20 protein-coding genes, 3 pseudogenes and 1 CRISPR repeat array (1 of these 24 cut by a window edge) are annotated in these 24,958 nt (G+C 70.8%); of the genes and pseudogenes, 10 read left to right on the top strand and 13 right to left on the bottom strand.

Annotated features, from left to right (window positions below):
• Positions 1-320: 320 nt before the first annotated feature.
• Positions 321-992, bottom strand: coding sequence for a hydrolase (locus ACIBCM_RS27125; protein WP_399247569.1), 672 nt, complete (start codon positions 990-992; stop codon positions 321-323).
• 256 nt (positions 993-1,248) lie between these two features.
• Between ACIBCM_RS27125 and ACIBCM_RS27120 the strand changes: the two genes are divergently transcribed.
• Positions 1,249-1,551: a GNAT family N-acetyltransferase gene (locus ACIBCM_RS27120; RefSeq protein ID WP_399247567.1), complete on the top strand. Its 303-nt coding sequence runs from the start codon at positions 1,249-1,251 to the stop codon at positions 1,549-1,551.
• 150 nt (positions 1,552-1,701) lie between these two features.
• Here the strand turns inward: ACIBCM_RS27120 and ACIBCM_RS27115 are convergent, their stop codons facing one another.
• A complete protein-coding gene (locus tag ACIBCM_RS27115; RefSeq protein ID WP_399247565.1) occupies positions 1,702-2,937 on the bottom strand; it encodes a hypothetical protein in 1,236 nt (411 codons plus the stop codon).
• A gap of 580 nt (positions 2,938-3,517) precedes the next feature.
• Positions 3,518-4,519, bottom strand: a complete 1,002-nt coding sequence (locus tag ACIBCM_RS27110; RefSeq protein ID WP_399247564.1) for a dihydrodipicolinate synthase family protein — start codon at positions 4,517-4,519, stop codon at positions 3,518-3,520.
• A gap of 53 nt (positions 4,520-4,572) precedes the next feature.
• Here ACIBCM_RS27110 and ACIBCM_RS27105 point away from each other — a divergent pair, with 53 nt between their 5' ends.
• Complete coding sequence (locus ACIBCM_RS27105) at positions 4,573-5,553, top strand: LLM class flavin-dependent oxidoreductase (RefSeq protein ID WP_399247562.1); 981 nt, start codon at positions 4,573-4,575, stop codon at positions 5,551-5,553.
• Between the two features lie 136 nt (positions 5,554-5,689).
• The gene (locus ACIBCM_RS27100) at positions 5,690-7,651 is read left to right on the top strand and encodes a PQQ-binding-like beta-propeller repeat protein (protein WP_399247561.1); all 1,962 of its coding nucleotides are present in this window, start codon (positions 5,690-5,692) and stop codon (positions 7,649-7,651) included.
• Between the two features lie 76 nt (positions 7,652-7,727).
• On the opposite strand, the pseudogene ACIBCM_RS27095 reads toward ACIBCM_RS27100, so the two are convergent.
• A pseudogene (locus ACIBCM_RS27095) lies at positions 7,728-8,159 on the bottom strand (DegT/DnrJ/EryC1/StrS family aminotransferase); the annotation flags it as partial.
• Positions 8,160-8,294: 135 nt separating this feature from the next.
• Positions 8,295-10,346 carry a hypothetical protein gene (locus ACIBCM_RS27090; RefSeq protein WP_399247559.1) on the bottom strand — a complete coding sequence of 684 codons (2,052 nt, stop codon included), beginning with the start codon at positions 10,344-10,346 and terminating at the stop codon, positions 8,295-8,297.
• Positions 10,347-10,526: 180 nt separating this feature from the next.
• Between ACIBCM_RS27090 and ACIBCM_RS27085 the strand changes: the two genes are divergently transcribed.
• Positions 10,527-11,579, top strand: coding sequence for a hypothetical protein (locus ACIBCM_RS27085; protein ID WP_399247557.1), 1,053 nt, complete (start codon positions 10,527-10,529; stop codon positions 11,577-11,579).
• A 124-nt stretch (positions 11,580-11,703) separates the two neighbouring features.
• Here ACIBCM_RS27085 and ACIBCM_RS27080 read toward each other — a convergent pair whose 3' ends face one another.
• From ACIBCM_RS27080 to ACIBCM_RS27070, 3 genes are all read right to left on the bottom strand, one after another.
• The gene (locus tag ACIBCM_RS27080) at positions 11,704-12,222 is read right to left on the bottom strand and encodes an HAD domain-containing protein (protein WP_399247555.1); all 519 of its coding nucleotides are present in this window, start codon (positions 12,220-12,222) and stop codon (positions 11,704-11,706) included.
• Positions 12,223-12,400: 178 nt separating this feature from the next.
• A complete protein-coding gene (locus ACIBCM_RS27075) occupies positions 12,401-12,991 on the bottom strand; it encodes a hypothetical protein (protein WP_399247553.1) in 591 nt (196 codons plus the stop codon).
• A gap of 209 nt (positions 12,992-13,200) precedes the next feature.
• Complete coding sequence (locus tag ACIBCM_RS27070; RefSeq protein WP_399247551.1) at positions 13,201-13,728, bottom strand: DinB family protein; 528 nt, start codon at positions 13,726-13,728, stop codon at positions 13,201-13,203.
• Positions 13,729-14,249: 521 nt separating this feature from the next.
• Between ACIBCM_RS27070 and ACIBCM_RS27065 the strand changes: the two genes are divergently transcribed.
• Entirely contained in the window at positions 14,250-14,978 is a 729-nt protein-coding gene (locus ACIBCM_RS27065; protein WP_399247549.1) for an alpha/beta hydrolase, read from the top strand.
• Positions 14,979-15,162: 184 nt separating this feature from the next.
• A complete protein-coding gene (locus tag ACIBCM_RS27060) occupies positions 15,163-16,101 on the top strand; it encodes an RNA polymerase sigma factor (RefSeq protein WP_399247547.1) in 939 nt (312 codons plus the stop codon).
• 408 nt (positions 16,102-16,509) lie between these two features.
• Here the strand turns inward: ACIBCM_RS27060 and ACIBCM_RS27055 are convergent.
• Positions 16,510-16,683: pseudogene (locus ACIBCM_RS27055) on the bottom strand (IS630 family transposase); the annotation flags it as partial.
• A 774-nt stretch (positions 16,684-17,457) separates the two neighbouring features.
• Here ACIBCM_RS27055 and ACIBCM_RS27050 point away from each other — a divergent pair.
• Complete coding sequence (locus ACIBCM_RS27050) at positions 17,458-18,789, top strand: alkaline phosphatase family protein (RefSeq protein ID WP_399247545.1); 1,332 nt, start codon at positions 17,458-17,460, stop codon at positions 18,787-18,789.
• Positions 18,790-18,795: 6 nt separating this feature from the next.
• Here ACIBCM_RS27050 and ACIBCM_RS27045 read toward each other — a convergent pair.
• Together ACIBCM_RS27045 and ACIBCM_RS27040 are read right to left on the bottom strand one after the other, a co-directional pair.
• A pseudogene (locus tag ACIBCM_RS27045) lies at positions 18,796-19,023 on the bottom strand (ISL3 family transposase); the annotation flags it as partial.
• A 554-nt stretch (positions 19,024-19,577) separates the two neighbouring features.
• A complete protein-coding gene (locus tag ACIBCM_RS27040) occupies positions 19,578-20,159 on the bottom strand; it encodes a hypothetical protein (protein ID WP_399247543.1) in 582 nt (193 codons plus the stop codon).
• Between the two features lie 517 nt (positions 20,160-20,676).
• Between ACIBCM_RS27040 and ACIBCM_RS27035 the strand changes: the two genes are divergently transcribed.
• Both ACIBCM_RS27035 and ACIBCM_RS27030 read left to right on the top strand, forming a co-directional pair.
• The gene (locus tag ACIBCM_RS27035) at positions 20,677-20,934 is read left to right on the top strand and encodes a hypothetical protein (RefSeq protein WP_399247541.1); all 258 of its coding nucleotides are present in this window, start codon (positions 20,677-20,679) and stop codon (positions 20,932-20,934) included.
• Positions 20,935-21,038: 104 nt separating this feature from the next.
• Positions 21,039-21,482, top strand: a complete 444-nt coding sequence (locus ACIBCM_RS27030; protein ID WP_399247539.1) for a hypothetical protein — start codon at positions 21,039-21,041, stop codon at positions 21,480-21,482.
• Positions 21,483-21,686: 204 nt separating this feature from the next.
• On the opposite strand, the gene ACIBCM_RS27025 is transcribed toward ACIBCM_RS27030, so the two are convergent.
• Positions 21,687-22,397, bottom strand: coding sequence for a hypothetical protein (locus tag ACIBCM_RS27025; RefSeq protein WP_399247537.1), 711 nt, complete (start codon positions 22,395-22,397; stop codon positions 21,687-21,689).
• 397 nt (positions 22,398-22,794) lie between these two features.
• Between ACIBCM_RS27025 and ACIBCM_RS27020 the strand changes: the two genes are divergently transcribed.
• Positions 22,795-23,118, top strand: a complete 324-nt coding sequence (locus ACIBCM_RS27020; RefSeq protein ID WP_399247535.1) for a hypothetical protein — start codon at positions 22,795-22,797, stop codon at positions 23,116-23,118.
• A 370-nt stretch (positions 23,119-23,488) separates the two neighbouring features.
• Here ACIBCM_RS27020 and ACIBCM_RS27015 read toward each other — a convergent pair whose 3' ends face one another.
• Positions 23,489-23,983, bottom strand: coding sequence for a transposase (locus ACIBCM_RS27015; RefSeq protein ID WP_399247631.1), 495 nt, complete (start codon positions 23,981-23,983; stop codon positions 23,489-23,491).
• Positions 23,984-24,022: 39 nt separating this feature from the next.
• Positions 24,023-24,958: a CRISPR direct-repeat array (repeat unit 29 nt; unit sequence GGGACCATCCCCGCGGGTGCGGGGAGCAC); it runs 379 nt beyond the window's last position.

Raw genomic sequence — 24,958 nt, 5'->3', positions numbered from 1 at the left:
GGCCGGCGGATCACCTCCGTCGGCCGGCTTCCGGGCCCGGCCGGCACCCGCGGGGATCAACAGCGGGCGCGGGATTCCACGGATGCCCTGTGAGGACATCCGCCCGTCGCCGTCCGCGCCACACTCCGGTTCTTCGCCCACCGCTTCGGGGTGGCCGCTCAGGCCGGCGAGGCGCCGGCCCCGCAGTCGGCGGCCCCGCTCCGGCGGCCGTCGTGGGACCTCGGGCCCATAAGAACGGTGAGGGCGCCCTCAGCTGCCGGGCGCCATCGTTCCCGCAGCGCCCAACGCTGCTCGTTCGCCCGGTGGTGAGGGTTCGCCGCTCACCGGAAGAGGGTGTCGGTCTTCTCACCGATCGCCCGCTTGCGGGCGAAGTAGTCGTTGATGATGACGCGGTAGAGGTCCGCGTCCGGGCGGGCCCAGTTGCGCATGAGTTCGCAGCCGAGCGCGAGCGAGGTGATCGGCTGTGCACCGGCCTGGGTCATCCGCTCGATCGCCGTCCGGTGGGTCACCGGGGAGACTCCGCCGACAGCGTCGACGACCGGGTAGATCTCGTAGCCCTCGCGGAGCATGTCCAGCGCCGGGAACGCGAGGCACACCTCGGTCCACAGCCCTGCCATGACCATCTTCTTCCGGCCCGTCGCCTCGACGGCGGCACGGAAGTCGGCGTCTTCCCAGGAGTTGACTCCGGTGCGGTCGATCTCCGCCACCCCGGGCAGTTCGTCGGCGATCTCCGGTACGGTTGTCCGGTTGACACCCATGCCGACGGCGACGGTGGACAGCACGGTGGGGATCTCGTAGGCGCGGGCCAGCTTGGCCAGGGTGACGGCGCCGAGGTCGATCTCCTCTCGGCTCGCCGAGCCGACGGTGGCGTACTGGCCTTCCTGGTAATCGATGAGGACGACGGCGCAGTTGTCCGGTGTGAGCAGGTGATCGGTGTGCGGGTCCCGGACGGGCTCGGGGTCGGTTTTGACAGACGCGGCACCAGCGGTCATGACGTGCTCCCTCTCGCCTCTGGATCGTGTGCCGGGCGCCGCGCGCATCCGCGTCCCGCGCTGCCGGCGACCGGTTGGCCAGGACGGTCACGCCGCGAACCGGGCTGCACGTGAGAACACACGTGCTTGGGTACTGTACCCGAGGAGGGTACGTGACCCGGGCGCTTCCCGGGACCGTACCGAGCGCAAGACCCGGCGTTCCCGGGGAGCGGACGGTCTGCTCACCGGGCCGGCAGGACGACACGGAGACCTCACCATGGCCATCGAGATCAGCGATTCCTCCTCCGCACACCGTTACGAGGCCCGGATCGACGGGCAACTCGCGGGGTTCGCCGACTACATGCGTACCAAGGAGCTGATCGCCTTCGTGCACACCGAGGTCGACCCGTCGTACGAGGGACGCGGTGTCGGGTCCGCGCTCGCCCGCGCCGCCCTGGACGCCGCCCGCACCGACGGTTTGAAGGTACTGGCCGTGTGCCCCTTCATCTCGGGTTGGATGGCCCGGCACCCCGAGTACCAGGACCTCGCCTACCAGAACAGCAGCAGGGTCAACGACTGAGCTCCCCGTCTCCGTATCGCTCGGCCGGGAAGGTGTGGCGCCTCGGAGTACGGGATCCGGCCGCCCGCCTACGTCGACCGGCACCACCCTTTCGGGCCTGGTGAAACACGTCGGGCGCAACGACGGCCCCGCCCCGCCCGGCGCTCCGGCTCAGAGCCGCACCCGGTACACGGTCGGCGGCCGGCCCGTCTGCCCGTGCTGCCGGCTGCCGATCGGCACCGCCACCCCCGCCCGCTCCAGCCGCTTCAGCACGCGTCTCGCGGTGCGCCCCTGGACGTCGAGGTGCTCCGCCACCGCATGCGCGGTCAGGCCCTCGCCGTCGCCCGCGGTGACCAGCTCGCGCAGCTTGTCGAGCGTCTGCTGGTTGAGCCCCACGCGCCGGGCGAGCAGCACGCTGTTCTCCGGCCCTGCCGGCGCGGACGCGCGGCCGGAGTCGGCGTCGATCACCATGTCCAGGTCGTCCCGCATGGACACGACCCCGGCCACGGATCCCACCGCGCCCGCCCGGTTGACCGCCCGCCGCGCCAGTGACTCCGCCTCCGCCGCCGTACGGCCCAGTCCGAAACCCACGTGCACCGAGGTGTGCCGTGAGGCGAGTGCGTCGAGCAGCGGGAGCCGGGTGAAGTGTTCGCTGGCCTTCTCCAGCGCGCCGCGTGTGGTCACCACCAGCCGCCGCCCGTCGGGCAGATGGGCCAGGCTGCCGCCGAGCGCGGCGAGGTCGGCGGCGAGGTGGGAGTCGTCGGAGCCGGGCGGGATGTCGACGATGCCCATCGCCACCTGTGCGTCGCCGCTCTGCGCGGCGGAGGCGGCGAGCACCAGCGACTGAACGGTGGCGCGGATGGAGTGCCGGGAGGGCGCGAGGCGTACGGCGTGCATCTCGTTGTCGAGCGTGTGGAAGGTGGAGCCGAGGCAGGTGAGTGCGACCCGGGTGCGCTTCTTGTCACGGGCGCCGAGATGGAAGGAGACGAGGTCCTCGCCGGTCAGCCCGGGACGGTACGGCAGCACGTGCACATGCTCGGTCGGCAGCTTGGCCTCGGTCAGGGTCTCGGCGACCTCGGCGCGCTGGAGGGTGTCGATGGAGATCCGGGACACGTCGTGGCCGAGACGCAGCAGCTCGACGAGCGCCCGCAGCAGCGTCGCGCCGTTGTACTGCACGTACATCGCCGGCCGGTCCAGCAGCCCGGCCTCCGCCGCGAGGGTGTGCGGCACGACACCGGTGAACAGCAGGGCGTCGGCGCCGGACGCCGCCGCCTCGCGGACGACGTCGAGGGTCTGGTCCTCGTGCCGGTAGTGCAGGCCGAGCAGTCGCGTGGTGCCGGGGGCGCCGACCGCCCGCACCTTCTGCACCAGGTCCTCGGGGCCGATCACGCCGATGGTGAACGCCATGCGCCCCGTCTCCTTCATCCATACGGCCTGTTCCGGCCGGGTCCACAACTTCGCGCCGTAAGTCTAGGCATGGCGGCCGCGGCGACTCCCCGGATATCGGAGTTGATGTGCCGCAAAGAGCGATTGACTTTCGGTCAAGGTCATAAACGCGGTGCGTTGAGAGGATCACACCGACACGTTCGTACGGGACGGACCGCTGCCACCGTGTTCGAACCGCGCGGCCGCACGAACCGGCGACGAGGTGCGCGCCGCGGTACTGCGGGTGCTCGGCCCCGCCGTCCTGTGCGGCACACCCGGCGGCGAAGTGCCGGTGCCGGGGCGGGGCCTGCTGTCCGGCACGGACCCCACCCCCGGTGGCCTTGTGCACCGGTGGACTGCGGACCCGAACGTGCCCCCGGACGTGCTCCGCGACGCGGACTTCGCATCAGACGCGGAGCTCACATCAACGGAACTGGACCAGGTCCTATGACCCGACAACACCCGACAACAGCAGTCCGGCGCGGCCGGCCCCGACCGAGCGGAGCCGTCCGCCCCCGTCCGCCGGGCCGCTCCTCCGCGACCACGGCTCCAGAGGCGCCGGCTAGCCTGTCCCGTCCTCCGCCAGCCCCTCCAGGCACCTCACCACTCGATCCTGCTCCTCCTGCGGCAGTGGCGGGCCGAACGGGTCGTGGGCCGCCGCCTCCGGCAGCAGGCCCTCCCACACCGCCGCCCAGTGCATCCGCTGGACATAGCCCTCGATCGGGGAGAGGAAGGTGGCCTCCGCGAAGCGGTCCAGGCGGTTCGAGGCTCTGACGAACGCCGTGTGGTCCGCCGCGCGCCAGGCGTCGAGGACCTCCGTCGTCAGTTCCGCGCGGGCCGCCGCGATGCCGACGAGGGCCGTATCGGCGCCCCACATCAGGCTGGGGCCGAACATACGGTCCTCGCCGGTGACGACCAGGCGGTCACCGGCCCGGGCCGCGCGGATCGCGTCCTGGCAGGCCATCGCGCGGTCCAGGGTGGCCAGTTTGAGGCCCAGCGCCCCCGGCAGGGCCAGCAGGTCGCGGACGAGCGCCGGCGGGTACTCGTATCCGCCCGCCTCGCCGTGCAGGAAGAAGCCCAGCACCGGCAGCCCGCTCGCCTCCGCCACCCGCTCATGCAGCCGTACGGCGCGCGCGTGGCCGTCGGGGTGGTCGGCAAGGGCGCTCAGCGGGTACACCATCACGGCGTCCGCGCCCAGTTCGGCCGCCGCCACCGCCATCGCCTCGACCGCGGCCTCCGCCTCCCCGACCGTCGCCGCGGTGGTGTCGCGGGGAACGCCCGCGCCGACGACCAGCGGCTTGTCCGTCGCCGCGCGCCAGGTGCGCAGCACCCGGGCGCGGTCGGCCGCCGACAGATACAGGCCGCGGCCCGTGTGGGCCCAGACCGCGAACCCGCCGACCGGTGCGGCGTCGAGCTTCGCCGCGTACGCGCGCAGGGCGTCGAGGTCGACGACGCCCCGCTCGTCCATGGGGGTCAGCACCGCCGGGAGTACCGTCCCCCGCAGTCGCTGAAGCAATCCGTCGGCCATGTCCACCACGTGTTCCTGAGACCCTTTGGCAACCACGGACCCCACGCTAGCCTTTACGGCCCAGACCGTAAAGGGATAGGAGTCCCGCCATGCGCCTCGGCCTCTACGTCAATCTGTTCACGGGCAAGGACGACCGCCCCGCGCTCGCCGACGCCGTCGAGCAGGCGCGGCTCGCCGAGCAGGCGGGCTTCGACTGGGTGGTGCTCGGCGAACGCCATGTGCACCGCCCCGGCTACCACGAGGCGCTGACCTCGCTGACCTGGCTGGCCGCGCACACCGAACGCATCGGCCTGGCCACCGCGGGGCTCATCGCCCCCGTCTACCAGCCGGTGTGGCTCGCGGAGACCCTCGCCCACCTCGACGTACTCTCCGGCGGCCGGCTCACCGCGGGCCTCGTCCTCGGCTACCGCCCCGAGGAGTTCGCCCTGTACGGCACCCCGCCGCGCGAGAAGGTCGCGCGCTTCGAGGAGTGCGTGGAGCTGGTCACCCGTCTGTGGACCGAGGAGTCGGTGACGTACGAGGGGCGCTTCACCTCCGTGACCGACGCCTTCCTCTCCCCCCGCCCCGCACAGCGGCCCCGCCCGCGCCTGTGGAACGGCGGCCGGGTACCGGCCGCGCTGGAGCGCACGGCGCGGGTGTGCGACGGCTGGACGACCTCCTTCAACGAGACCGACGCCGAACTCCCCGCGAAGATCGCCGAGTACCTCTCGTACGAGCGCGGCCCCGGCACCCTCGGCGCCGACGTGCTCGTCTGCCGCGAGGGGTACTGCGCGCCCACCTCGCTCCAGGCCCGCACGGCTCTGGAGGACCCGCTGCGCGGACTGTACGACGCGTACGGATCGTGGAAGCGCACCTCGACGGACGCGGCGCGGTACGCGCAGGAGTGGGACGACATCGCCGCGCGCAGCGTCGTCGGCTCCCCGGAGCAGTGCGTGGACGGCCTCGGGCGCTACGCCGCGATGGGCGCGGACGGCGTCATCCTGCGCGTCCAGCCGCCGGGGATGCCCCAGGCGGACGCGCTGCGGGCGATCGAGGGCTTCGGCGAGGTACTGGGGCGGCTGGAGGACTGAGCCGGGGGGCCGCGGCGGGGGTGGACGACGTCCGGGGCGCGGACACGGGGTCCGGGGCGATGTCTGCGCGATGTATTGCCGTCCCCTCCTTCGCCATTTACGGTCAGGGCCGTAAATTACTCCCGTTGGAGGTCCCATGCGTCGTGCCCTCACGGCCGCGTGTCTGCTCGTCGCCACCCTCGCCGTACCGGCCCGTGCCGAAACCGCCCCCGAACGACCCGCGTCCACTCTCCCGGCCCCCGAACAGTGCGGCTTCGCCGACCTGGGCTCCCTCCCCCTCACCGGCGCCACCACCGCCGGCACCGCCATGGACCGCGGCCGCATCTACTCCGTCACCTCCTCGGCATCCGGCCCCGCCCTCCTCGGCATCCGCGACGCCGGCGACGGCAGGCTGATCGCCGAACACCCGCTCCCCCGCGCCCTCGGCTCCTGGGCCGTGACCGTCGCCGAGGACCACACGGTCTACGTCGGCACCTACGGCGGCGCCGAGCACAAGGGACGGCTCTTCCGCTACGACCCCGAGGACGACAAGGTCACCGAACTCGGTGTCCCCGTCGACTCCGAGACATTCGTCTGGACCGTCGCCGCCACCGAGGACTACGTCTACGGCGGCACTTCCGGCAACGGCCACCTCGTCCGCTACGACCCCGACACCGGCGAGACGAAGGACCTCGGCCGGCCGGTGCCGGGACAGGGCTTCATCCGCGATCTCGCCGTCGACGACGACGGTACGGTCTACGCCGGCATGGGCTCGTCCGGTATGCAGGTCGCGGTGCTCTCCCCCGACGGCGAGGTCCGCCGCGTCCTCGACGCACCGATCGACGCCACCGGCTGGGCGTACGACGTGGACGTCGTCGGCCGCTACCTCCTCGTCCGCTACGAGACCTCCGCAGCCAAGAAGCCGCTGGCCGTGTACGACCTCAAGCGCCGCACATGGCTGCACGTCACCGAGGACGTCGACAGCCTCACCGTCGGCGGCGCCGCCCGCGGCCACGTCGTCCACCTCGTCCAGAAGGGCGAGCTGATCCGGCTCGACCTGAGATCGGGCCGGACGACGAAGCTCGGCATGACCGAGTTCGGCGAAGGCGGCATCCGCACGCTCGGCTGGCGCGGCAACACCCTCGTCGGCACCTCGTCCACCGGCGGTATCTGGCACTACGACCGCAGAACCGGCAAGGGCAGGCTCCTCGACGGCACCCTCACCGGCCAGCCCGTGGCCATCCGGTCCATGACCGAGGGCCCCGACGGACGCCTGTACGCGGGCGGGTTCTTCACCGGCGGCCTCGCCGCGTACGACCCGGGCACCGGCGCCACACAGTTCTGGCCCCGCGTCGGCCAGAGCGAGGGCATGGTCACCCACCAGGGGAAGCTGTACCTCGGCGTCTATCCGGGCGGACGTATCTACGAGTTCGACGGCACCGCGCCCAAGCTGCTCCTCAACCTGACCGAACAGGAGCAGGACCGGCCCTTCAGCCTGGTCTCGGCCGGCGACTGGCTCGCCTTCGGCACCGTGCCCAAGTCGGGCACCGAGGGCGGCGCGCTGGGCCTGGTCAACCCCGCGACCGGCGAGTCCCGGATCAGGCGGAACATCATCCCCGGGCACTCGGTCGTCGGCGTGACCTATCGCGACGGCGTCGTCTACGGCGCCACCTCCGTCTTCGGCGGCACCGGCAGGCCGCTGGACACGGTCGCGAAGGTCTTCGCGTACGACATCGCCGCCGACAGGCTGCTCTGGCAGAGCGCCCCCGTGCCCGGCGACCTGGCGCTCGGCGAACTGGCCTTCGACGGAAGCGGCAAGCTCTGGGGGCTGACGCCGGACGCCCTGTTCGAGATGGACCCGGCCACCGGCGAGACCCTGCGTACGGCCAAGCACCAGACGTACCCCTGGGAGAACCAGACGCAGGTATGGCACGACACCGACCTCGTGTTCCACGCCGGTCTTCTGTGGGGCAAGACGCAGGGCAAGGCGTACCGGATCGACCCGGCGTCGATGCGGATGACGCTGATCGCCCGTCCGGTCTCGAACCTGGAGAAGGGCCCCGACGGCAATATGTACCTGTCGCGCAACGAGAGGTTCTACACCTACCGGGTCTGCTGACCCGGGGCACGGCGAAGGCGGTGGGGACCGTCCCGAAGGACCGGTCCCCACCGCCGTCTTGTGTTCACACCGCCACTCAGGCCGGGCGCGTGAACCCGTCCCGTACCTTCCGCGCCGTGCGCCTGCGCCGTGTCCTCGGCCACGGGCCCCCGGGCGCGCCGGCGTCGGCGATCGCGCCCGGCAGGTGGACCGCCATGGCGGCCCCGGTCCACGGCCCGACGAGGGCGGCGACCGCCTCGGGGTCGCCGAGGACGTCCGCGAACACCGGCCGGGCGCCCGCCAGTACCACCGCGGTGGCGCCGGCGACGAACGTGTACGCCGGGACGATCACCTCGTCGCCGGGCTCGACGCCCACCGCGCGCGGGGCGGGCAGCAGCCCGACGGTGGCGTTGACGGTGCACACCCCGTAGGGCGCGCCCACCGTCTTCGCGCACGCGGCCGCGAAGTCCTCGGCCTCCGGCCCGTCGGTCGCGCCCCACCGGCCGCTGTCGGGTACGGCCGGCAGAGCCTCGCGCTGCTCGACGGTGGCGGGCGGCGGCCACTCGGGCCGGGGTGCGGTGCGTACGGGCGAGGATGCCCATGAGCCGGCGGGGGGCGACGGGGCCGGGCTCGCCCGGGGGACGACGACGGAGGTCCGCCCGGATCAGTGGTCGTCGCCCGGGGCGTGGTCGCGCGGGTCGATGCGGTACAACTCGGCGCCACGGCTGAAGTAGAGCCGGCCGTCGGAGTGGGCGACGAGCCGCCGGTGCGCATGCTCGACGACCGGCACCGGAGCCTTCCGCGACCAGGGATCGACGCGGTAGACGCGGTTGCCGTCGATGCTCGCGTACAGATACCGGCCCACCACGGCGAGATCGCCGCCGCCCCGGCCGGCACCCACCGTGAAGCGCCGGACGACCTTCCGGGTGTAGGGACTGATCGCGAAAACCGTGTTTCCGGCGATGCCCCAGAGGTTGCGGTCGGCGCCGATGGCCACGGCGGTGACGGTGGCCGCCCCCGGCACCGGGACCAGCTCCCACAGCTTGCGCCTTCTTCGTACGTGCCAGGCGAAGACGGCGCCCGACTCACGCGTGGGCGGGGTGGTGCTGAGGCCGCCGGTGATCGAGCAGCCGCCGTAGACCACGCCGCCCGCGGTGGCGAGGGCGAAGACCGACTCGTCCTGTACGACGTGCCGGGTGACCTCCAGTTCGCCGCTGTCCGGGTCGTACACGGCGATCGCCCCGCCGAGCCGGTCGCCGTCCGGGACGGTGCCCATCACGATCTTCCCGCGCACCTCCACCAGGGCCTTGGCCCGCATCTGGACATGCTCCTTGAGCGTGTAGGCGCGCTCGGGGTTGTCCGGGGTGCCGTCCGGGCCCGGGGAGTACTCCGGCGAACTCCAGGTCCTGCGCGGCTCGTAGCGGTAGAGGCGGGCCTCCGGGTATGTGCCGATCCACACGGAGCCGTCGCGGGTCTGCAGGACGGACTCGATCTGCGAGAAGCGGTGGAAGTCCGGCGTGCCGGTGCCGGTGTCGACGGCGGCGAAGCCGCCGTTGAGGAACCCGCCCGCGTAGACGGTGCCGCGGCCGCCGGCGCCGAGGGCGAGGATCTCGATCGGCTCGTCGCGCCGGACCTTGGTCTCCAGGGTGGCGTACGCGCCGGTCGCCGGGTTGTAGCGGAACATATGGCCGCGCCACAGGGTGCCGACGAGGCTCTTCCCGGGGTAGTCGGGCAGGCCGAGTTCGGCCCAGCCGATGGAGCGGGCGTTCTGCACCCTGCCGCTGAAGGTGAGGCCGGTACCGGTGAGCTTCCGGGTGGTGGGGTCGTAGCGGCGCATCTCGCTCTTCTGGATGAAGTAGACGCCGCCGTCCGCGTCGGGCGGGGAGATGTTGAGGCCGTGCGCGTCGGGGATCTCGTCGGTCCAGGTGCGGGCGGCGATGTCGTAGACGAACAGCGTGCTGGGGTTGGCGGTGCCGATACGGGCGTAGAGGCGGCCGTCGTGGACGTCGATGTCGTACACGCTCAGCTTGTTGTCGGCCGGCAGCCCCGGCGGCTTGGGCAGCTCGGTGAAGGTGCGGGTGGCGGGGTCGAACTCGGCGATACGGCCCTGGGAGTACGCGCCGGTGTAGACCTTGCCGCCGGCGCAGGCGAGGCTCTTGATGTACGTCTGGTCGGCGATCGGGCGGCCGAAGTCCTCGATGGCGCCGGTGTCCGGGTCGTAGCGGAAGAGGTGGGCCATCGGTGAACCGCCGCCCCACACCTTGCCGTCGGCGTCGACGGCGACCCGCCAGATGAAGTCATCGCCGGGGACGGGCACGCCGAGGTCCTCGGCGGTGTCGCCGCCGCGCCAGCGGTAGAGCCGGCCCCTGCTGCCCCACGTCCCGGCGTAGACGGAGCCGTCGGGCCCGGCGGCCGCCGTCCAGCCGCCGTCGGCGCCGGGCAGCTCGGCGGCGACGGAGACCTCGCCGGTGACGGGGTCGATGGCGTTGATGTGCGCGGGGTCGCCGTTGGACACGTTCCAGCACGCCGGGCGGCCGTCCGGGCCGGGCGCGACGATACCGCCGATGAGCAGCACGTCCTTGAGGGGGATACCGAGCGGATGCGGGCCCGGCGAGGCGGCACCGGCCCCGGTCCCGGCCAGTGCGGGGACGGCTGGCAGGGCGGTGGCGGACAGGGCTGCGGTCGTGCTCACCAGAAACGCGCGGCGCGTCGACATGGTGTGGAACACCTCCGGTCCAGACTGAGTTACGGCACTAGCCGAAAGTGATACGTCGCCCACAAGAGAGCCGTCAAGACTCTGTTCGTACCCATCTCCACACCGCAAGCATTGACGGAAGGCGCCAGGCTCGCTGTACTTACGGCACTGACCGAAACCTCACTCAGGTGGAGGAAGCTCATGAGACGTTGGTCCCTCGTGTTCTCTCTCGGCCTGGTACTCACCCTTCTCGGCTTCGCGCCACCCGCCGGCGCCGCCGTCGAACTCCCCGGCGGCAAGAAGAACTTCGTGGTGAGCCTCGGCTCGCTCCGCGACGGCTCCCGCGACAACTGGACCCGGCTGGGCACGTACTCCTTCGCCCCGTCCGGCACGGTCACCGCCCGCATGTACCTCTGGACCCAGGAGAACCACCCCGCCCGTGACATCACGGACACCACTCCCGATCTGTCCTGCTCCACCAACGCGAACAACTCGAAGACCCATGTCCGCCAGTGCCGGACCCTGACGGCCGGCGGCTTCCTGGCCGCGCCGGCGGAGACACGCACGGGCACGTTCACCACACGCACCGACGCCACCGGGGCGCAGGTCGTGCACATCACCTGGCAGATCAACCGGACATGGACGGAGGAGTGGACCGTACGGCCCGCACCGGACGGCACCCTGGCGCGGCTCGACTACCGTTACAGCACCCTCGCCACCCACGGCTACGCGTACGGCAGCGACCAGGAGTTCACCGAACGCAGATCGATGGACACGGTGCAGCAGTACCCCGGCGCGCTGAAGCAGGACATCGCCACATGGGCGAAGGACCAGGTCGGCACGGGCGCCGGGCAGACGTTCCAGCACGGGCAGTTCCGCAGGTGTACCGGGGAGACCCACTGCCTGACGTACGTCCAGCCGACATCGGCGGCGGCGTGCCGGAAGACCGGCGGCTGCCCCGCCTACGGGGGCGGAACGGCGGCGGACGTCACGTCGATCCAGTACCACCTGCTGAAGATCTCCAGCTTCGACCGGCGGGACTCGCTGTGGCACTGGTGCACATGCCTGGCCATGGAGCGGAACGAGTTCTGCTACACGGGCAACTCGCATGTGAAACCGATGATGCAGATCATCGACGACAACGGGAACTTCCGCGGCTGGGTGGGCGCGGAGGCGTCGTTCTATCCGTCGTCGGCGGGTGACCCGCGGCACCACGACATGCTGTCGACCTTCCGGATCACGGATTTCCGCTGACCGGGGGCGCCTCCGGCCGGGGTGTTGGGCCGGCCGGGGGCTCTGACGACATCGGCGAGGCCCTACGGCTCGCTGAAGCGGCGGCCGATCCGGGCTTTCAGGCCGGTGTACTTCTCCGGTCGTGTCAGACCGGTCTGCGCAGCCACGAATCAAGGGCCGTGTAGTCGGCGTCCGTCAGGCCATGTCGGGGGTCGACACGGTGGAGCAGGGCTTTCCCCCGATGATGGGCGGCGACCCAGGCCCGATCAGTGTCCGTGACCTCGTCGTCGGCCCAGGCGAATGGACGCCCCGCGGCCCATGCGACCAGGGCTCGGGTCTTCCAGTGCAGTCCGTTCCGCTCGTCCCGGTGATCGGCGTCCGACGGTTCCGGCCAGACCACCACCGCCAACCGCGGGAGACCGATACGGGGCGCGATGCACTCGTTCGCGTCCGCCATCCAGGTCGTCGCCCAGACCACCTCGCACGGCAGCGCCGCCAGCCGGGGCCCGTGCCCGGGGTTGATCCTGCTCAGGAGCGGGTTCGCGCCGGCAGGCAGGTCAACACCCGTTGCATAGACCGGATACGGCCGGGATACCGCACCGAACGGGATGAGCGGCCCGTCGACATCGAGAAACAGCAGTGGGCGCTGCACGGCGCCCGTCACGTGAGCACGATGGCCGGCGGATGCCACAGGTCACCGCCTCGACGCCCCGGCGGATGTGCGCGGCCGGAGATCCCGGGACACCGCGCGCCGGGAAATCGTTCGGGGTACGCAGGCGCGCCTCCGGCCCCGGGGGCCCGGCAGAAGACAGCATTCCGCGCCGCCCCTGTGCAAGATCCGTTTATGGGAACACATCCTTTCCCTGAAGTACGCTCCGAAGGCGCGCCTCCAGTTCCTCTCCAGCTGATTGCCACTTCCTTGCCGCTTCCCACATTTCTTCGATCGGGATGTCGGACACCCCCGTGTCCGCCCATGTGCTCTCGTAGTCGCCAGGATCCGCGTGGCCGGAATCAATGCGCGACTGACGGTACGCCCTCCAGCTTTCACGGCGCTGTTCCTCGTGGTGGTCGATCCAGGTCAGACCTTCCAGGAACTGTCTCGCGAGTTCGAGCTCATCTTCTCTGAGTAACGCACGTTTTTGAATGAGAAAGGTGTTCAGGACCGGGATCTCGGCCCTCAGGTCCTGACCGCCCGTGTTCCAGCGAGAATTCAGTTCGTACTGTTTGAGTTTATCGATGAGCGCCTGGAGGGCGGCTGTGCGTTGTTCACGGAAGGGTGCTTCCAGGGTTCCGCGCTGCTCCATCTCCAACGCCTGCCGTGTCGCACGCTCATTGCTCGCCTGCCGCTTCTCGGTGCGCGCCCATTGGAAGAATGCCAGTGCGGCCACCAACAGGGTCGCGGCAACCGGCAGGGCGATCGACAACACGTCCATGGCGGGGGCTTACCCGTCCCGCGCATGAATGACGCGGGCTGGGGGTGGGCGTGGTCCGGGCGAAGGGGGTGGAGGGGCGATTGCCGAGTGCCGGGAGGTCGGGCGGGGCGGTCGGGACCGGCGTACGCGGGACGGGCAGAGCGGGGCCCGCTGCGATGGAGCACGGAGCGCCGGGTGCTTGCGCCGCCTTTCCGGGCCGCACCCACGTCTCACGCGCCGGTGGCTCCGTCGACCTGCTCGCGGATGAGATCGGCATGACCGTTGTGACGTGCGTACTCCTCGATCATATGCACCATGATCCAGCGCAGGGAGACTCCCCGGTCGCCGAGGTGACCCGCTTCCTGCCCGGACAGGCGGCCGGAGTCGTCCAGCGATGCGTCGGTGATCAGCTCACGGCCTCGGGCGACCTCCGCCTGCCAGGCGGCCGTCGCCTCGTCGAGCCCTCGGTCCGGCTGGAGGGCGAAGCCGTCGGGGTTGCCCTCCCCGAAGACCGGGGGCACGGTCAGACCCGCGAACACCCGCTGGAACCAGTTGCGCTCCACCTCGGCCATGTGCTGAACGAGGCCGAGCAGCGTCATCGGCGACGGTGACGCCGCGGCGAGCCGCAACTGATCGTCTTTCAGGCCCGAGCACTTCAGGGCGAGAGTCGCACGGTGAAAGTCCAGCCATGCTTCCAGCATGGTGCGCTCGTCGGCATGCGCGGGCGGGACGGTCCGTCCATCCGGTGTCGTCTTCATGAGCACACCCTGGCAGCAGCGCCCGTGGACCACGACCGTCTTCGCCGGAAACGAACACGCTCGCCGGTCTTCCACGGTGGGCCGGTGACATCGAGACCCACTAAAATTGATCGCACTGAGCCACGGCCACCCCGGCCTGGTCGACGACCGTGGGCGCTCGGCGCTCGGCGCTCGCCCTGTCCGGCCCGCGGTCCGGGCTGCCCCGCCCGGACCCTGTGAGGGCGAGGGCCGTCGGCATGGCCGCGCGCGAGGGATCGCCGCCGGGAAGGGACCTCCTCACGGCGGCCGGCAGGGCCGGGGGACGCGGGGGCGCTGCGGATCCCCCCGGATCTTCGGCCGCTACGTCCGGCAGTGGATGCCACGACCCGACTCTACTGTGACGGGTATCACACCGAGCGGGGTGAACTTCGGCGCCCGCCGTGCATCTGGTCGGTGTCGGGTCACCGAGCGGGGGCGCAAGATCGGCCTCTGCTCGGCAGCCGTCTTTCTCCTGTCACCGAGGAACTGTCAAAGGAGCGGCCGTGAGTGCCACACCGCATATACGGAACATCGTCCTGGTCCACGGCGGATTCGTCGACGGATCGGGCTGGAAGGGTGTCTACAACCTGCTGCGCGCGGACGGCTACCGCGTGAGCGTCGTACAGAACCCCACCCTGTCCCTGGCCGGCGATGCCGCCGCGACCAGGCTGATCCTCGACGCCCAGGACGGCCCGACCGTGCTGGTCGGCCACTCCTACGGCGGCGCGGTGATCTCCGAAGCCGGCAACCACGAGAACGTCGCCGCACTCGTCTACGTCGCAGCGTTCGCGCCCGACAAGGGCGAGTCCGTGAACACCCTGATCGCCGATCCGCCGCCCGGCGCGCCCGTCCCCCCGATCCTGCCGCCCGTCGACGGCTACCTCTTCCTCGACCGCGAGAAGTTCGCCGCGTCCTTCGCCGGGGACCTGCCGGCCGACGAGGCCCGGTTCCTGGCGGACTCCCAGGTGCCGTGGGGGCTGGACGCCCTGAGCGGGAGCGTCGGACACCCCGCCTGGCGCGGCCGGCCGAGCTTCTACCTGGTCGCCGCGGACGACCGTATGATCCCGCCGCCGGCCCAGCGCGCCATGGCACAGCGGGCCGGCGCGACCGTGGTCGAGACCCCAGGCAGCCACGCCGTCTACGTGTCCAGGCCCGCCGAAGTCGCCGCCCTCATCGCCCGGGCCGCGACCGGAGCCGACACCCCGCAACCCGGCGCACCGAGCGGCGGCTGACCTTCCAGGACCCGGTACGCGCACCCCACCCGGCGCCCGCGGAGCACGCGCCCCCGGACACTCCTGGTCCGGGGGCGGCCCCAGGGCCATGCGGCGACCGCCGCCGCATGGCCCTCTGGACCGGCCCCCGCAAGACCCCTACTGTTGCCGCACAACCCGGTACCAGCCACGGAGGCCCTCAGCCATGGTGCCCTTCCAGCCGCTCACCGACACGGAACTCACCCGCCGCGCCCAGGCCGGCGAGACCGGAGCCCTCGGTCTGCTGCTGGCCCGCCACCAGGCGCCGATGCGCGCGGTGGCCCTCAGCCTCCTCGGCCACGGTCCCGACGCCGACGACGCGGTCCAGGACGCGGCCCTGACGGCGCTACGGCGTATCGCGGACGTACGGGACCCGTCCGCCGTCGGGGCCTGGCTGCGCGCGATCGTACGGAACAACGCCCGCATGCGGCTGCGCGCCGCCCGCGAGACACCGGGTCTGGAGGGGCTCGACCACCTCCGGCCGTCCGACCACGGGCCCTCCCATCCCGAACAGATCGTCGAGCAGCACGCCATGCGCGACTGGATCTGGGCAGGAGTGGAGAAGTTACCCCAGCACCTGCGGCTGGTACTGATGCTGCGGCACTTCAGCGACATCACCTCCTACCAGGACATCGCCGAGGCGTGCGAGGTGCCGGTCGGCACGGTCCGCAGCCGCCTCAGCCAGGCCCGGGCGACCATGGCCCGCGCGCTGACGTCAACCGCCGAGGAGGCACACGACGACGCCTCCGCCGTCACCGACGAGAGCAGACACGAGGCCATCGCCACACTTCAGGCGTCCGAACGCGGCCCACTGCCCCGGGACATCGCCGAACTGTGGCCCAGGGAGACCGAACTGACCGGCGTCCTCAGCCGCCCGGGCGAACGTCTCCACCCCACCCCTGTCCTGCGCCGGGTCCTGGAGTCCGGAGTGCGCCAGCACCTGCGGCACGTGGTGGCCAGCCATGACATCACCATCTGGGAGATGGACGTCACCAGCCCCGCCGACAAGGCCGACCCCTGCCCGCCCACACTCGCCTGGCTCATGTTCCGCGACAACCGACGGGTCCGCCGGCTCCGGGTCGTCTTCCCCCGGCCGCCGCGGTAGGCGCTCCGTCACCTCGCTCACTCCTGACCTCCCGGCCCGGACCCGACGCCCCATCAGAAACGTCGGCAGTCACGGGCGTCGACAGCAGGGCCAAGGCCCTGTGCACAGGGTGCTCATCTCGGCCGAGCGGGCACGCGTGCTGCTTGCCGAAGCGGCGCGGGACGGGCAGCTGAGAGACGCGGAGGTGGCGGGGGCACTGAGTAGCGCACAGGCGTCCCTGCGGAACCTGGCCCGCGACAGCGGCAGCGTCACACTTGTCGCCGAAGTCCGCGGCACCCAGGCCGGACTGTTCGGCGGCGCCGAGGCGCTGCGCTGCTACCGGGTACACGGTACGGATGGACGCGCTTCGGCCGTCCGCCCGGGCTCACGAGGTCGACAGCTGGGCCAGACGGGGTGTCCAGTGCCGTGTCAGGCAATGTTCGCCCTGTCGACGATGGCGCGTAGGCGCCGGTCGTCGGCAGGGCGGTTTCGCCGGATGATGTCGCGGCGGATCATGCTTCCCTGTTCCTTGTGGCCGGCGTGGTCGGTGCCGTCCGGCGTGGAGTGGCGCAGGGCGGTGAACCGGGCCTCGATGCGGTTGAGCTGGTGAACGTCACCTCCGCGACCTTCGTCACCGGCATGCCCTGCGCGGACAGCAGCACCGTCCGGGCCCGCCGCCAGGTCACCACCGAACCCGTACCGCGGCGGTGATCCGCAGCAACTGCCTGCCCTCGTCATCATCAATGTCCCGGGCCCGCACACATTCAGCCACCCCATCATTCCCGCCGTACGGCCCCTCCCCAGCCGGCAACCACGCAACCTCTCATAACAGGGCGAACATCCCCTGACACGGCACGAGCTCTGCATTTGCGGGATTCACACGGATATGAGGTTGAGGCTGGGCAGGGCCGCCGGATCTGATGTGATCTGTGATACAGAAGTGACATTCGCACGGCGTCTTGGTCCGGCTGCTGCTGTTTCATCCCAAGGCGCGGCAGGTGGTGTGCCCGTTGCTCCAAGCGCCGGTGTCTGCGCCCTGGCCCCGCCGGGTCTCATCAATCTGTCGCTGGACGCGCCACAGGGCCCCGGGGGGCCTTCGTGAGCTGTCCTCGGTGTGCGGTCTGTTCCGGTCCGGCCGCCAAGGCGCCGCCGGCCACCGGACTGCCGCCTTGCACCCGATCCGCCGGCAACGTTCCACTTCGCGGGACGTTCCTGAGAACCGGAAACCCCCTACAGACCAACCTCATCCGGGTTGATGAAACGAATAGGAGCACCCCGCCACGACGCGATGCGACCGGCGGGAGTGCCAAATGATCTTCCGGAGTTGTTCAGTTGGCGGTCATCGGACCGCCGCCGTGGCCCGGTGTGATCGATGCCATGAAATCTCCCTTCATCACCGCCCCTTCCCGTCGCTCCCTGGTCCGCGGCCTGCTGGCCGGAGCCGGTGCCGCCGCGGTGTCCGGCGTCCTGCCGTCCGCCGCTGCGGCCGCTGGCACGGGCCGGGGAAGCCGGGGCGCGGCGGACCACGTCATCCTCATCGCCTGGGACGGGTTCGACCCCCGCTACGTGGACCTCGCGCCCCTGCCCAACCTTCGCCGGCTGGCCAAACGGGGGTCGCTGTCGACCTCGCGCGGCGTGATGACCTCGATCACCAATCCCTCGTGGGCCTCGGTCGCCACCGGGGCGTGGCCGGAGAGGACCCTCAACACCGCGTACTTCTTCGACTCGAAGGCCGGAGTCGCCCGCGGGCAGATGCGGGACCTCGCGGTGCCCACGATCGCCCAGGCGGTGCGCGCCCAGGGCGGCACGGTGGCATCGGCCCAGTGGTTCATCGTCCAGAACCACGGCACCGCGTACGGGGATCCGGAGGGCATCTACACACAGCCGGGCGGTCCTGCCTCCCGCCGGTTCGACGACATCATCGCGGTGATCGAGGGCAGGCCGGTCCGTTCGGGCGCCACCACGGTGACCGCACCGCGCATTCCGGAGCTGATGGCCGTGTACTGCGACGAGCTCGATGGACTCGGCCACGCGGGCGGCGAGGACAACCCGGCGCTCCCGGACGCGATCACCGTGCTCGACGGACAGCTGGGCCGCCTGGTGGAGGCGACGAAGGACGCCGGGATCCACGGCCGTACGGCGTTCGTGCTGCTGGGCGACCACGGCATGACGACGTTCACCCGCCGCAACGGCGATCAGATCCTCGACGCCGTCGCGTCCGCCGGACACACCGCGCAGATCCTCGGGAGCGGTCAGGCGCCCTCCCCCGGAACCGATGTCGCCATCGTGGTCGGCGGAGTCGGCAGCGTTCATTTGCTGGGAGAGGCCGCGGCCGACCCCGGCGCGGCGCGGCGGATCAAGGCGGCGATAGAGAAGGCCGACCATGTGACCGCGGTGTACGACAAGGGCTGGCAGCGGGCCCAGCGTATGAGCCCGCTCCACGGCGAGCTGATCATCCAGGTCGACCCGGGCTGGTCCATCGGGACCGGCGAGCAGTCCGGCCCCTCCGGGCGGCACGGCGCGCCGACCGAGCAGGAGTCGGCGTTTCTGATCGCCGGTGCGGGTGTCCTCCCCAACCGACGCCCCCGCGCCGCGCGCCATGTGGACATGGCACCCACGATGGCGGCGCTCCTCGGGATCGACCCGCCGGCGGGTGCGCAGGGCAGGGTGCTGACCGAGGTGCTGCGTCCCCGGCACAACAATCACTGACTGTGCGGTCTTGGTGTTGACGCCCTCGGTGGGGCCGTTGCTGTAGGGAAGGGTGAGTGCGGCGGGGACGGCGTCGTGGTCTCGTTCCAGGCCCCGGGTGAAGGCGTGCAGATGGGGCAGGTCGGCTGCGCGGGCCTGGATCCAGCGCGAGAGCCGGTCGGCGTTTCCTGCGCAAGACGACAGGAGCCCGCTGCTCACTGTAGGTATCGGCCTCGTCGTACTGGGGCATGTCGCGAAGCCCAACCGTTGAAAGCGAGTTGGCCGCACCGCGCCGGAGGTCAACGGCAGGGCGAGTGCCTGTGTCCGGCCCCGCAGGTCCCTTTACGGGCGGCCGTTTCCCCCTCCGGCGGGGCCGTGGACAGGTACGTCCGGAAAGAATCTTGCGGCTCCCGGTACCCGTTGCGGGGCACTCGTGCGGCGGGTCGTGACAGCGGCGCTAGCCAACACGCCGCCGGCCGTGCAGCCGGGAGCGGGCCGCAGCAGGAAGACACGGTGCCAAAGAGGCCGGCGTCAGCAGGGCCACGATCAACCGGGCTCGATCCAGCGGACCGCCGCCACCGGTGCCGCTCCCCGGCGAGCTCGTGACGACAACGAACTCAAGTACATCGGCGGAGAATTGAGGAAACCGAAACGCGAGCGGCCCGCTCCAGAACCGCCTCGCCGCCGCAGCCGGCCGCGATCGCCGCGCTTGTCCAACGATGCACCTCCCGGGCCGACGTCATCGGCCCTGTTGAATGCCCCGGACCCAACCTTCGCCCAACGTCGCCGCATACCGAAAAGGCCAGAGATCATCCCCTGTCACCAGTTGCACCCGAGAAGGGAGAAGCCCGAGCCAGTACGCCTTGCAGAGCATCCACAAGTGCGGAACGCGCTGGAGCCAGCGCCCTCGCACGCTCGATGACTGCGGTCACCCTCTCTTGATCGTCAGTATGGTCCGCCGCCCAGTCATGCAGTGCGTTCCTGAAATGGTTCGTCGCAGCGGAGCAGTCATACAGCGTGGCGTGGACCTCCTGCGGGCCAACCAGGTTGATCATCACAGCGGTCGCCTGGAAGTTCTCGTGCGTCTCCACGACTCGGGCCATGTGCTGCGGACGGTCGTCGTCGCCACAGAACATCGCGCTCTCGGCAGCCGCAATGAATGCCTCTACGGCACGGACGGCGCCTGCATATGCTTGCTGGCGTTGCCCACGGAGCCACTGCCGGTGCTCCACGACCGCCTGGTCACGCACCTGCTGCCGGACTGCCTCACCCGCCGTTCGTGCCCCGCGGATGGCTGCAGTACCGGCAATCAGCCCGCCACCCAACGCGCCTATCGTGCCTGCCAAACCTGCAATCAGCGCGGCAACCCCTTGGTCCATGGTCAACAGCATGCCCAGAGCGGTTCCATGGCCAACACCACGACCGGAGCACGGTGCGGGACGGAAGGCCCGGCGGCCCGGCTCCCGCGATGACGGATCCGAGTGGATCGCGCGGGCGTGCCGGCAGGCACCGAGGCACAGGCGACGTGCCGCGCGGCCCGAGGCCGTGCAGGCGGTTGCCCGGCCGGTGGTCCGGAGAAGGGCGGCGACAAGCCCTTTTCAAGGGGGTGTCCGGGGAAGCGGCGTTCGCGGTGGCTGCTCATCGTTGCGGTCACAAGTAGAGCAATCGGGCCGCGCGTTGGCGGGCCGATGGCGGTGATCGAAGGGCGGCCGGGCTCGGGGGCGCCGGGAGCGGCGCAGGTCGCACCTGATCGGTGCGGTGTGCGTGCCGGCGGCGGTGCTCAGCGTCGCGTATGTGGTGAGGTAGCTGGGTTCATGGCTGTCTTCAGGCGGGCGAGACTGCGGGCCTGCTGGCCGCCCCGGTGGTGTGGCCGCGTTCGTGCCGGCGGTGCCGACGTTGCGGAGGCCGGTGCAGGGCAATGACGCCGAGCTCACCCGGGGCCGGGCGGCGACGCCGGCCGGCCAGGCCAAGGAGAGGGAGGGTGCGATGTGGCGGCAGTTGCGGGGCGGCGACAACCGGCGCATCAACCTCACCCACTCCCTTCGCCCCGCTGCGGGTCGGACGGCCGATGCCCCGGCGGCGGGCCGACTGTCCGCCGAGGGCCCCGGAGGTCCGGGACTGCCGGACATCGTCTCCTACTACTGCTCAGCCAAGCTGCTTCCGTGATACGTGCGTGATACGCGGTCATTTCTTGCCGCCCCCGGAACAGCCCTCTACGGTGCACAAGACCTTACGGTGTACAACCGTTCTCGATCACTGGAGAGCACCACATGATCAAGGCAAGGGCCAAGGCCGCAGGCGCAGTTCTCGCAGGGGCGGCGCTCATGACCGGCCTCGGCACGGGAGAGGCGATGGCAGCCACCAGCGCTTCGAAGCAGCCGTTCAGCGCCAGCGGCACCTCGCACTCGGGCTGGTCCGGCTACACGAACGGCTCCATGACCTTCTACCAACGGTCCGTCAACATCACCGGAACCGTGAAGTCGAACACCACCGGCTGTGTACGCGCCGAGTTCAACGTGTGGTCGGGCAGCAGCATCACGGACACCCAGTACCGGACCGCGTGCGGACGCGGCCCCGGCTCGTCCAAGGGCTTCAACTTCACCTCACCCACCCTGAGGGGAGGCGCGGGCTCCATTCAGGTCCGCCTCGACGCGGTGACCGCCGACGGGCGGTACCTGGAGTACATCGACGGCAACTACGTCTACAACCCCTGACGGCCGGGGAAGGGCGGCCCGGCCACTGCCCGGCCGCCCTTCCCTCCCCGGCACCGCACCGGGCCGCCCGAGCACAGCCGGTGTGCTTCGAGCCTCTGGCGGCGCCGGAACCGAGAACGCTCCGGGACCATCCGAGCGCGTCCTCCTTGCGATGTACCGCATCTGACGCCACGCGCTGATCCACCGCCGATCACGGGACAGCCCTTAGGACGGCAGAGTGACACGGGCTGTGGGCCGGGTGCCCTCGGCAACAGCCCGGACTCGGTCGACGAGCATCCTGGCCCAGTCCTCGGCCGAGGGGCTCCGTTTGTCCCTCGGAGCAGTGACTCGGATCTGCACCGGGCCGACGTGCGCCTTGACATGGGCGAAACGCTCGGAGCGCAGGATCACCGCAGCGTCTCCGATGGCCGCCTCGGACGATTCGTAACAATCGAGGTTGCGGGGGGTGTTTTCCACGTTCTCGGCAGCGAGGCGGGCTCGGGCCAGGGTGCTGACCTCGCCGTCGTCAGGGCCTTCCTTTGGCGCGTCGACCACGTCGATCTCGAGCGTGGCGCCAAGGCTTCCGTCCGGGGATACAGCGGAGTCGTACAGCCCGTATTCGGTGTCGTTGAAGTAGATGATGTCCTGCGGTTTCCCCCCGCACGCCCCGGCGTGCAACTCTTTGGCAGCATCGATTTCGTCCCTCCAGAGCCTGTCTGTCTCCTGGGACGAACCCCACCCCGGCGGCAGGTCACCCGCCTTCGGCCAGGCCGCCTTGATCCCCTCTCTCGTTACCAGGCCGTCGATGACCAGGCTGCCCGACTCACTGGGCGCAGGGGTGCTCTCGGACACAGTCGCCGAGGCCGACGGCCTGCGGTCGGGCGACGCCGTGTCGTCGCTACAGCCGGAGACGGCTACGGCGACAACGGCGGTCACCGCGGCGATGCGTACGAACGGTGTACCCAGCGTCCTTGAACCCATTTCCACGCCCCCCAGTCAGCCTGATATCCAGTCAACTCTACGGAAAGATAGGCGAGTTGCGCAGCAGTGGATACGATTCGCATTCTTCGGGTCCTGATCCGCGGGAGGGCGTTGACGCATCCGGTACGCTCCAGGGCCTCCCCGAGCGAAGCAGCGACGCGCTGGAGCGGATCCCCCACTTTTCTCCACCCCGGCGTTGACTCGGAGGGGAATTCAGGTGGAAGGCGCGAGGAAGCGGCATCCTGCCGACCCGGGGCCAGTCCACGGTCCAGAAAGAGGCTCTGTAACAAGCCGTCGCATGCCGGCCGCGTTCTATCTTTCCGTGGGCGACCGACCTCCCAAGAGAGGCCGTTTGGAGAGTCTGTCGGACTGCCTCGGCATCACCGACCGGATGGTCGAACCGTGGGGTCCTGACGGGACGGATCTGGTAGCCGGCCGGTGGGCGGGGATCATCTGCGAGTCGGTTCTGCTCCCGCTCACACACTACGACGCCCTGATGATCACCTTCCGGTTCGAGACACTTGAGGCGATGACGGATTCAACGTCAGGCGACGCTCTTTTCGAGGACGGAGCAATCGCCCTTGTCCACGCTTTCCGTGATGCCTGCACCGAACTCTCGCCCGCCTCCGCCTTCATCTCCACGCATCCGTGGGCCCTGTCTCGCCTTTGGTGGTGACGGAGAGTCGTGAGGGTCATCGAAGGAGTCCTGAGCACACCCGCCGATGGTGACTCGAGGCTGCAGTGTCGAGGCCCCTGCTCCCGATCGGGAGGGGACGCTTGGCGCTCTACGGCTTCTAGGTAATGCTCCCCATGCATGTGGGGATGAAGCTCCTATTGGTCGTCAAGTTTCCAATTCCGATAGGTGTTGGCGAGGTTGCCGTCACATCAGATCCGCGTTCGATGCAGGAGGTGACGCTGATCCAGACGCCAAAGCTGTGGCGAGGGTGGTGTTCTTGGACCGGCGTGCCGCTCGCAGGTCTGCGATGCCGGGGACAGCAACTGTGGTGGGTGCGAGGTAGCGGAACATCTCCCGGGAGGTCGCCCGTTCAAGGAGTCGGACGATCTACTCCTTGGTCCTGCCAGCCGTTGTCTGCCGCGCCACGTATTCGAGGCTGCGCTGCTCGCTGGCCATTCGGACGAGGGCTATTCGATGGAGGGCCGCGCTGGTGGCCCGGTCGCCGCCCCGGGAGAGGCAGTGGCGGCGTGGTCTCTCCGCTGGGGCCCGGCACCGGGACCACGCCGCAAAGGGCTACGAAGGACGCTTCGGTGCGGAGACGATCAGGGTTGCCGCCTGCGGTGATCAGCAACTGGGCAGGAAGGTCGGGCCCGACACCGTAGGTGGTCTGCGGGCCGGGATTGTGGGTGCTGACCACAGAACTCAGCGCAGTCGGGAGCGCCCGAGCGGCGGCGCGGGCGTCGATCCAGTCGAGCTTGCCGCTGCGGCGGCGTACAGCGCGGTCGAGACGGGTTAACCTCGGCCACGGCCAAACCGGCTGCGCGGGCGGCGCGAAGCCGGTTCCGTAGGACGCGGTGTCCTCCATGCCGATCGCGGCCACGTCACCGTGAGTGCCAAGGCGCTCGGGGCCGTCCCCGCGCGTGCGGGAAGAACGATTTAGCCGCTCGCGCCCGTGACACCGGATTGAAGGGTCATCCCCGCGGGTGCGGGGAGCACCTGCCCTCGCGGTTCGTACGGCGGGTACCGTCGGGACCATCCCCGCGGGTGCGGGGAGCACATCCTCGCCGTCCGTCTCGACCAGGCACCGCCGGGACCATCCCCGCGGGTGCGGGGAGCACACGGGGGGCCTGGTCGCCGGACTCCGGCTCAGGGGACCATCCCCGCGGGTGCGGGGAGCACCGGCTTGATCGCGGGTTGGCGGTCGGACTCAGGGGGCCATCCCCGCGGGTGCGGGGAGCACCGGCCGCGGTCCGTGCCGACCGGGTGGCTCCCGGGACCATCCCCGCGGGTGCGGGGAGCACCGGTAGTGCTGCTGGGCGGCGGTGATCGCGTAGGGACCATCCCCGCGGGTGCGGGGAGCACGATCCGCCGCCCCGGACCTTGCCCGTCTCGGGGGGACCATCCCCGCGGGTGCGGGGAGCACGTCACAGAGAAAGGGAGCGAGGTGGCCTCGTTGGGACCATCCCCGCGGGTGCGGGGAGCACCCCGCCACCCGGCCCTGCGGTCGGTGTCCCGGGGGACCATCCCCGCGGGTGCGGGGAGCACCCGGCACCTCCTCGACAAGATCCTCCTCCCCGCGGGACCATCCCCGCGGGTGCGGGGAGCACCACGTTGTAGGGGCCGTCGGCCGCGAACGTCACGGGACCATCCCCGCGGGTGCGGGGAGCACTTCGCCTGCACCTTCTGCGCGGCGCGCAGCCAGGGACCATCCCCGCGGGTGCGGGGAGCACGGCGTAGAAGGGCCGGATTCAAGCGGATCACGGGGACCATCCCCGCGGGTGCGGGGAGCACCCATGGTCCAGGGGCTCCTGGACGACGCGTCCGGGACCATCCCCGCGGG

Source organism: Streptomyces sp. NPDC051018, from assembly GCF_044456085.1.
In the GTDB taxonomy this organism is placed as follows: domain Bacteria; phylum Actinomycetota; class Actinomycetes; order Streptomycetales; family Streptomycetaceae; genus Streptomyces.
This window is presented reverse-complemented; position numbering and strand designations above follow the sequence as displayed.

What these genes read in the sequence shown, in the direction of transcription:
- ACIBCM_RS27125 (WP_399247569.1), bottom strand. Translation starts at nt 992, where the DNA reads ATGACCGCTGGTGCCGCGTCTGTCAAAACCGACCCCGAGCCCGTCCGG.
- ACIBCM_RS27120 (WP_399247567.1), top strand. Translation starts at nt 1,249, where the DNA reads ATGGCCATCGAGATCAGCGATTCCTCCTCCGCACACCGTTACGAGGCC.
- ACIBCM_RS27115 (WP_399247565.1), bottom strand. Translation starts at nt 2,937, where the DNA reads ATGGCGTTCACCATCGGCGTGATCGGCCCCGAGGACCTGGTGCAGAAG.
- ACIBCM_RS27105 (WP_399247562.1), top strand. Translation starts at nt 4,573, where the DNA reads ATGCGCCTCGGCCTCTACGTCAATCTGTTCACGGGCAAGGACGACCGC.
- ACIBCM_RS27100 (WP_399247561.1), top strand. Translation starts at nt 5,690, where the DNA reads ATGCGTCGTGCCCTCACGGCCGCGTGTCTGCTCGTCGCCACCCTCGCC.
- ACIBCM_RS27090 (WP_399247559.1), bottom strand. Translation starts at nt 10,346, where the DNA reads ATGTCGACGCGCCGCGCGTTTCTGGTGAGCACGACCGCAGCCCTGTCC.
- ACIBCM_RS27085 (WP_399247557.1), top strand. Translation starts at nt 10,527, where the DNA reads ATGAGACGTTGGTCCCTCGTGTTCTCTCTCGGCCTGGTACTCACCCTT.
- ACIBCM_RS27075 (WP_399247553.1), bottom strand. Translation starts at nt 12,991, where the DNA reads ATGGACGTGTTGTCGATCGCCCTGCCGGTTGCCGCGACCCTGTTGGTG.
- ACIBCM_RS27070 (WP_399247551.1), bottom strand. Translation starts at nt 13,728, where the DNA reads ATGAAGACGACACCGGATGGACGGACCGTCCCGCCCGCGCATGCCGAC.
- ACIBCM_RS27060 (WP_399247547.1), top strand. Translation starts at nt 15,163, where the DNA reads ATGGTGCCCTTCCAGCCGCTCACCGACACGGAACTCACCCGCCGCGCC.
- ACIBCM_RS27050 (WP_399247545.1), top strand. Translation starts at nt 17,458, where the DNA reads ATGAAATCTCCCTTCATCACCGCCCCTTCCCGTCGCTCCCTGGTCCGC.
- ACIBCM_RS27040 (WP_399247543.1), bottom strand. Translation starts at nt 20,159, where the DNA reads ATGCTGTTGACCATGGACCAAGGGGTTGCCGCGCTGATTGCAGGTTTG.
- ACIBCM_RS27030 (WP_399247539.1), top strand. Translation starts at nt 21,039, where the DNA reads ATGATCAAGGCAAGGGCCAAGGCCGCAGGCGCAGTTCTCGCAGGGGCG.
- ACIBCM_RS27015 (WP_399247631.1), bottom strand. Translation starts at nt 23,983, where the DNA reads ATGGAGGACACCGCGTCCTACGGAACCGGCTTCGCGCCGCCCGCGCAG.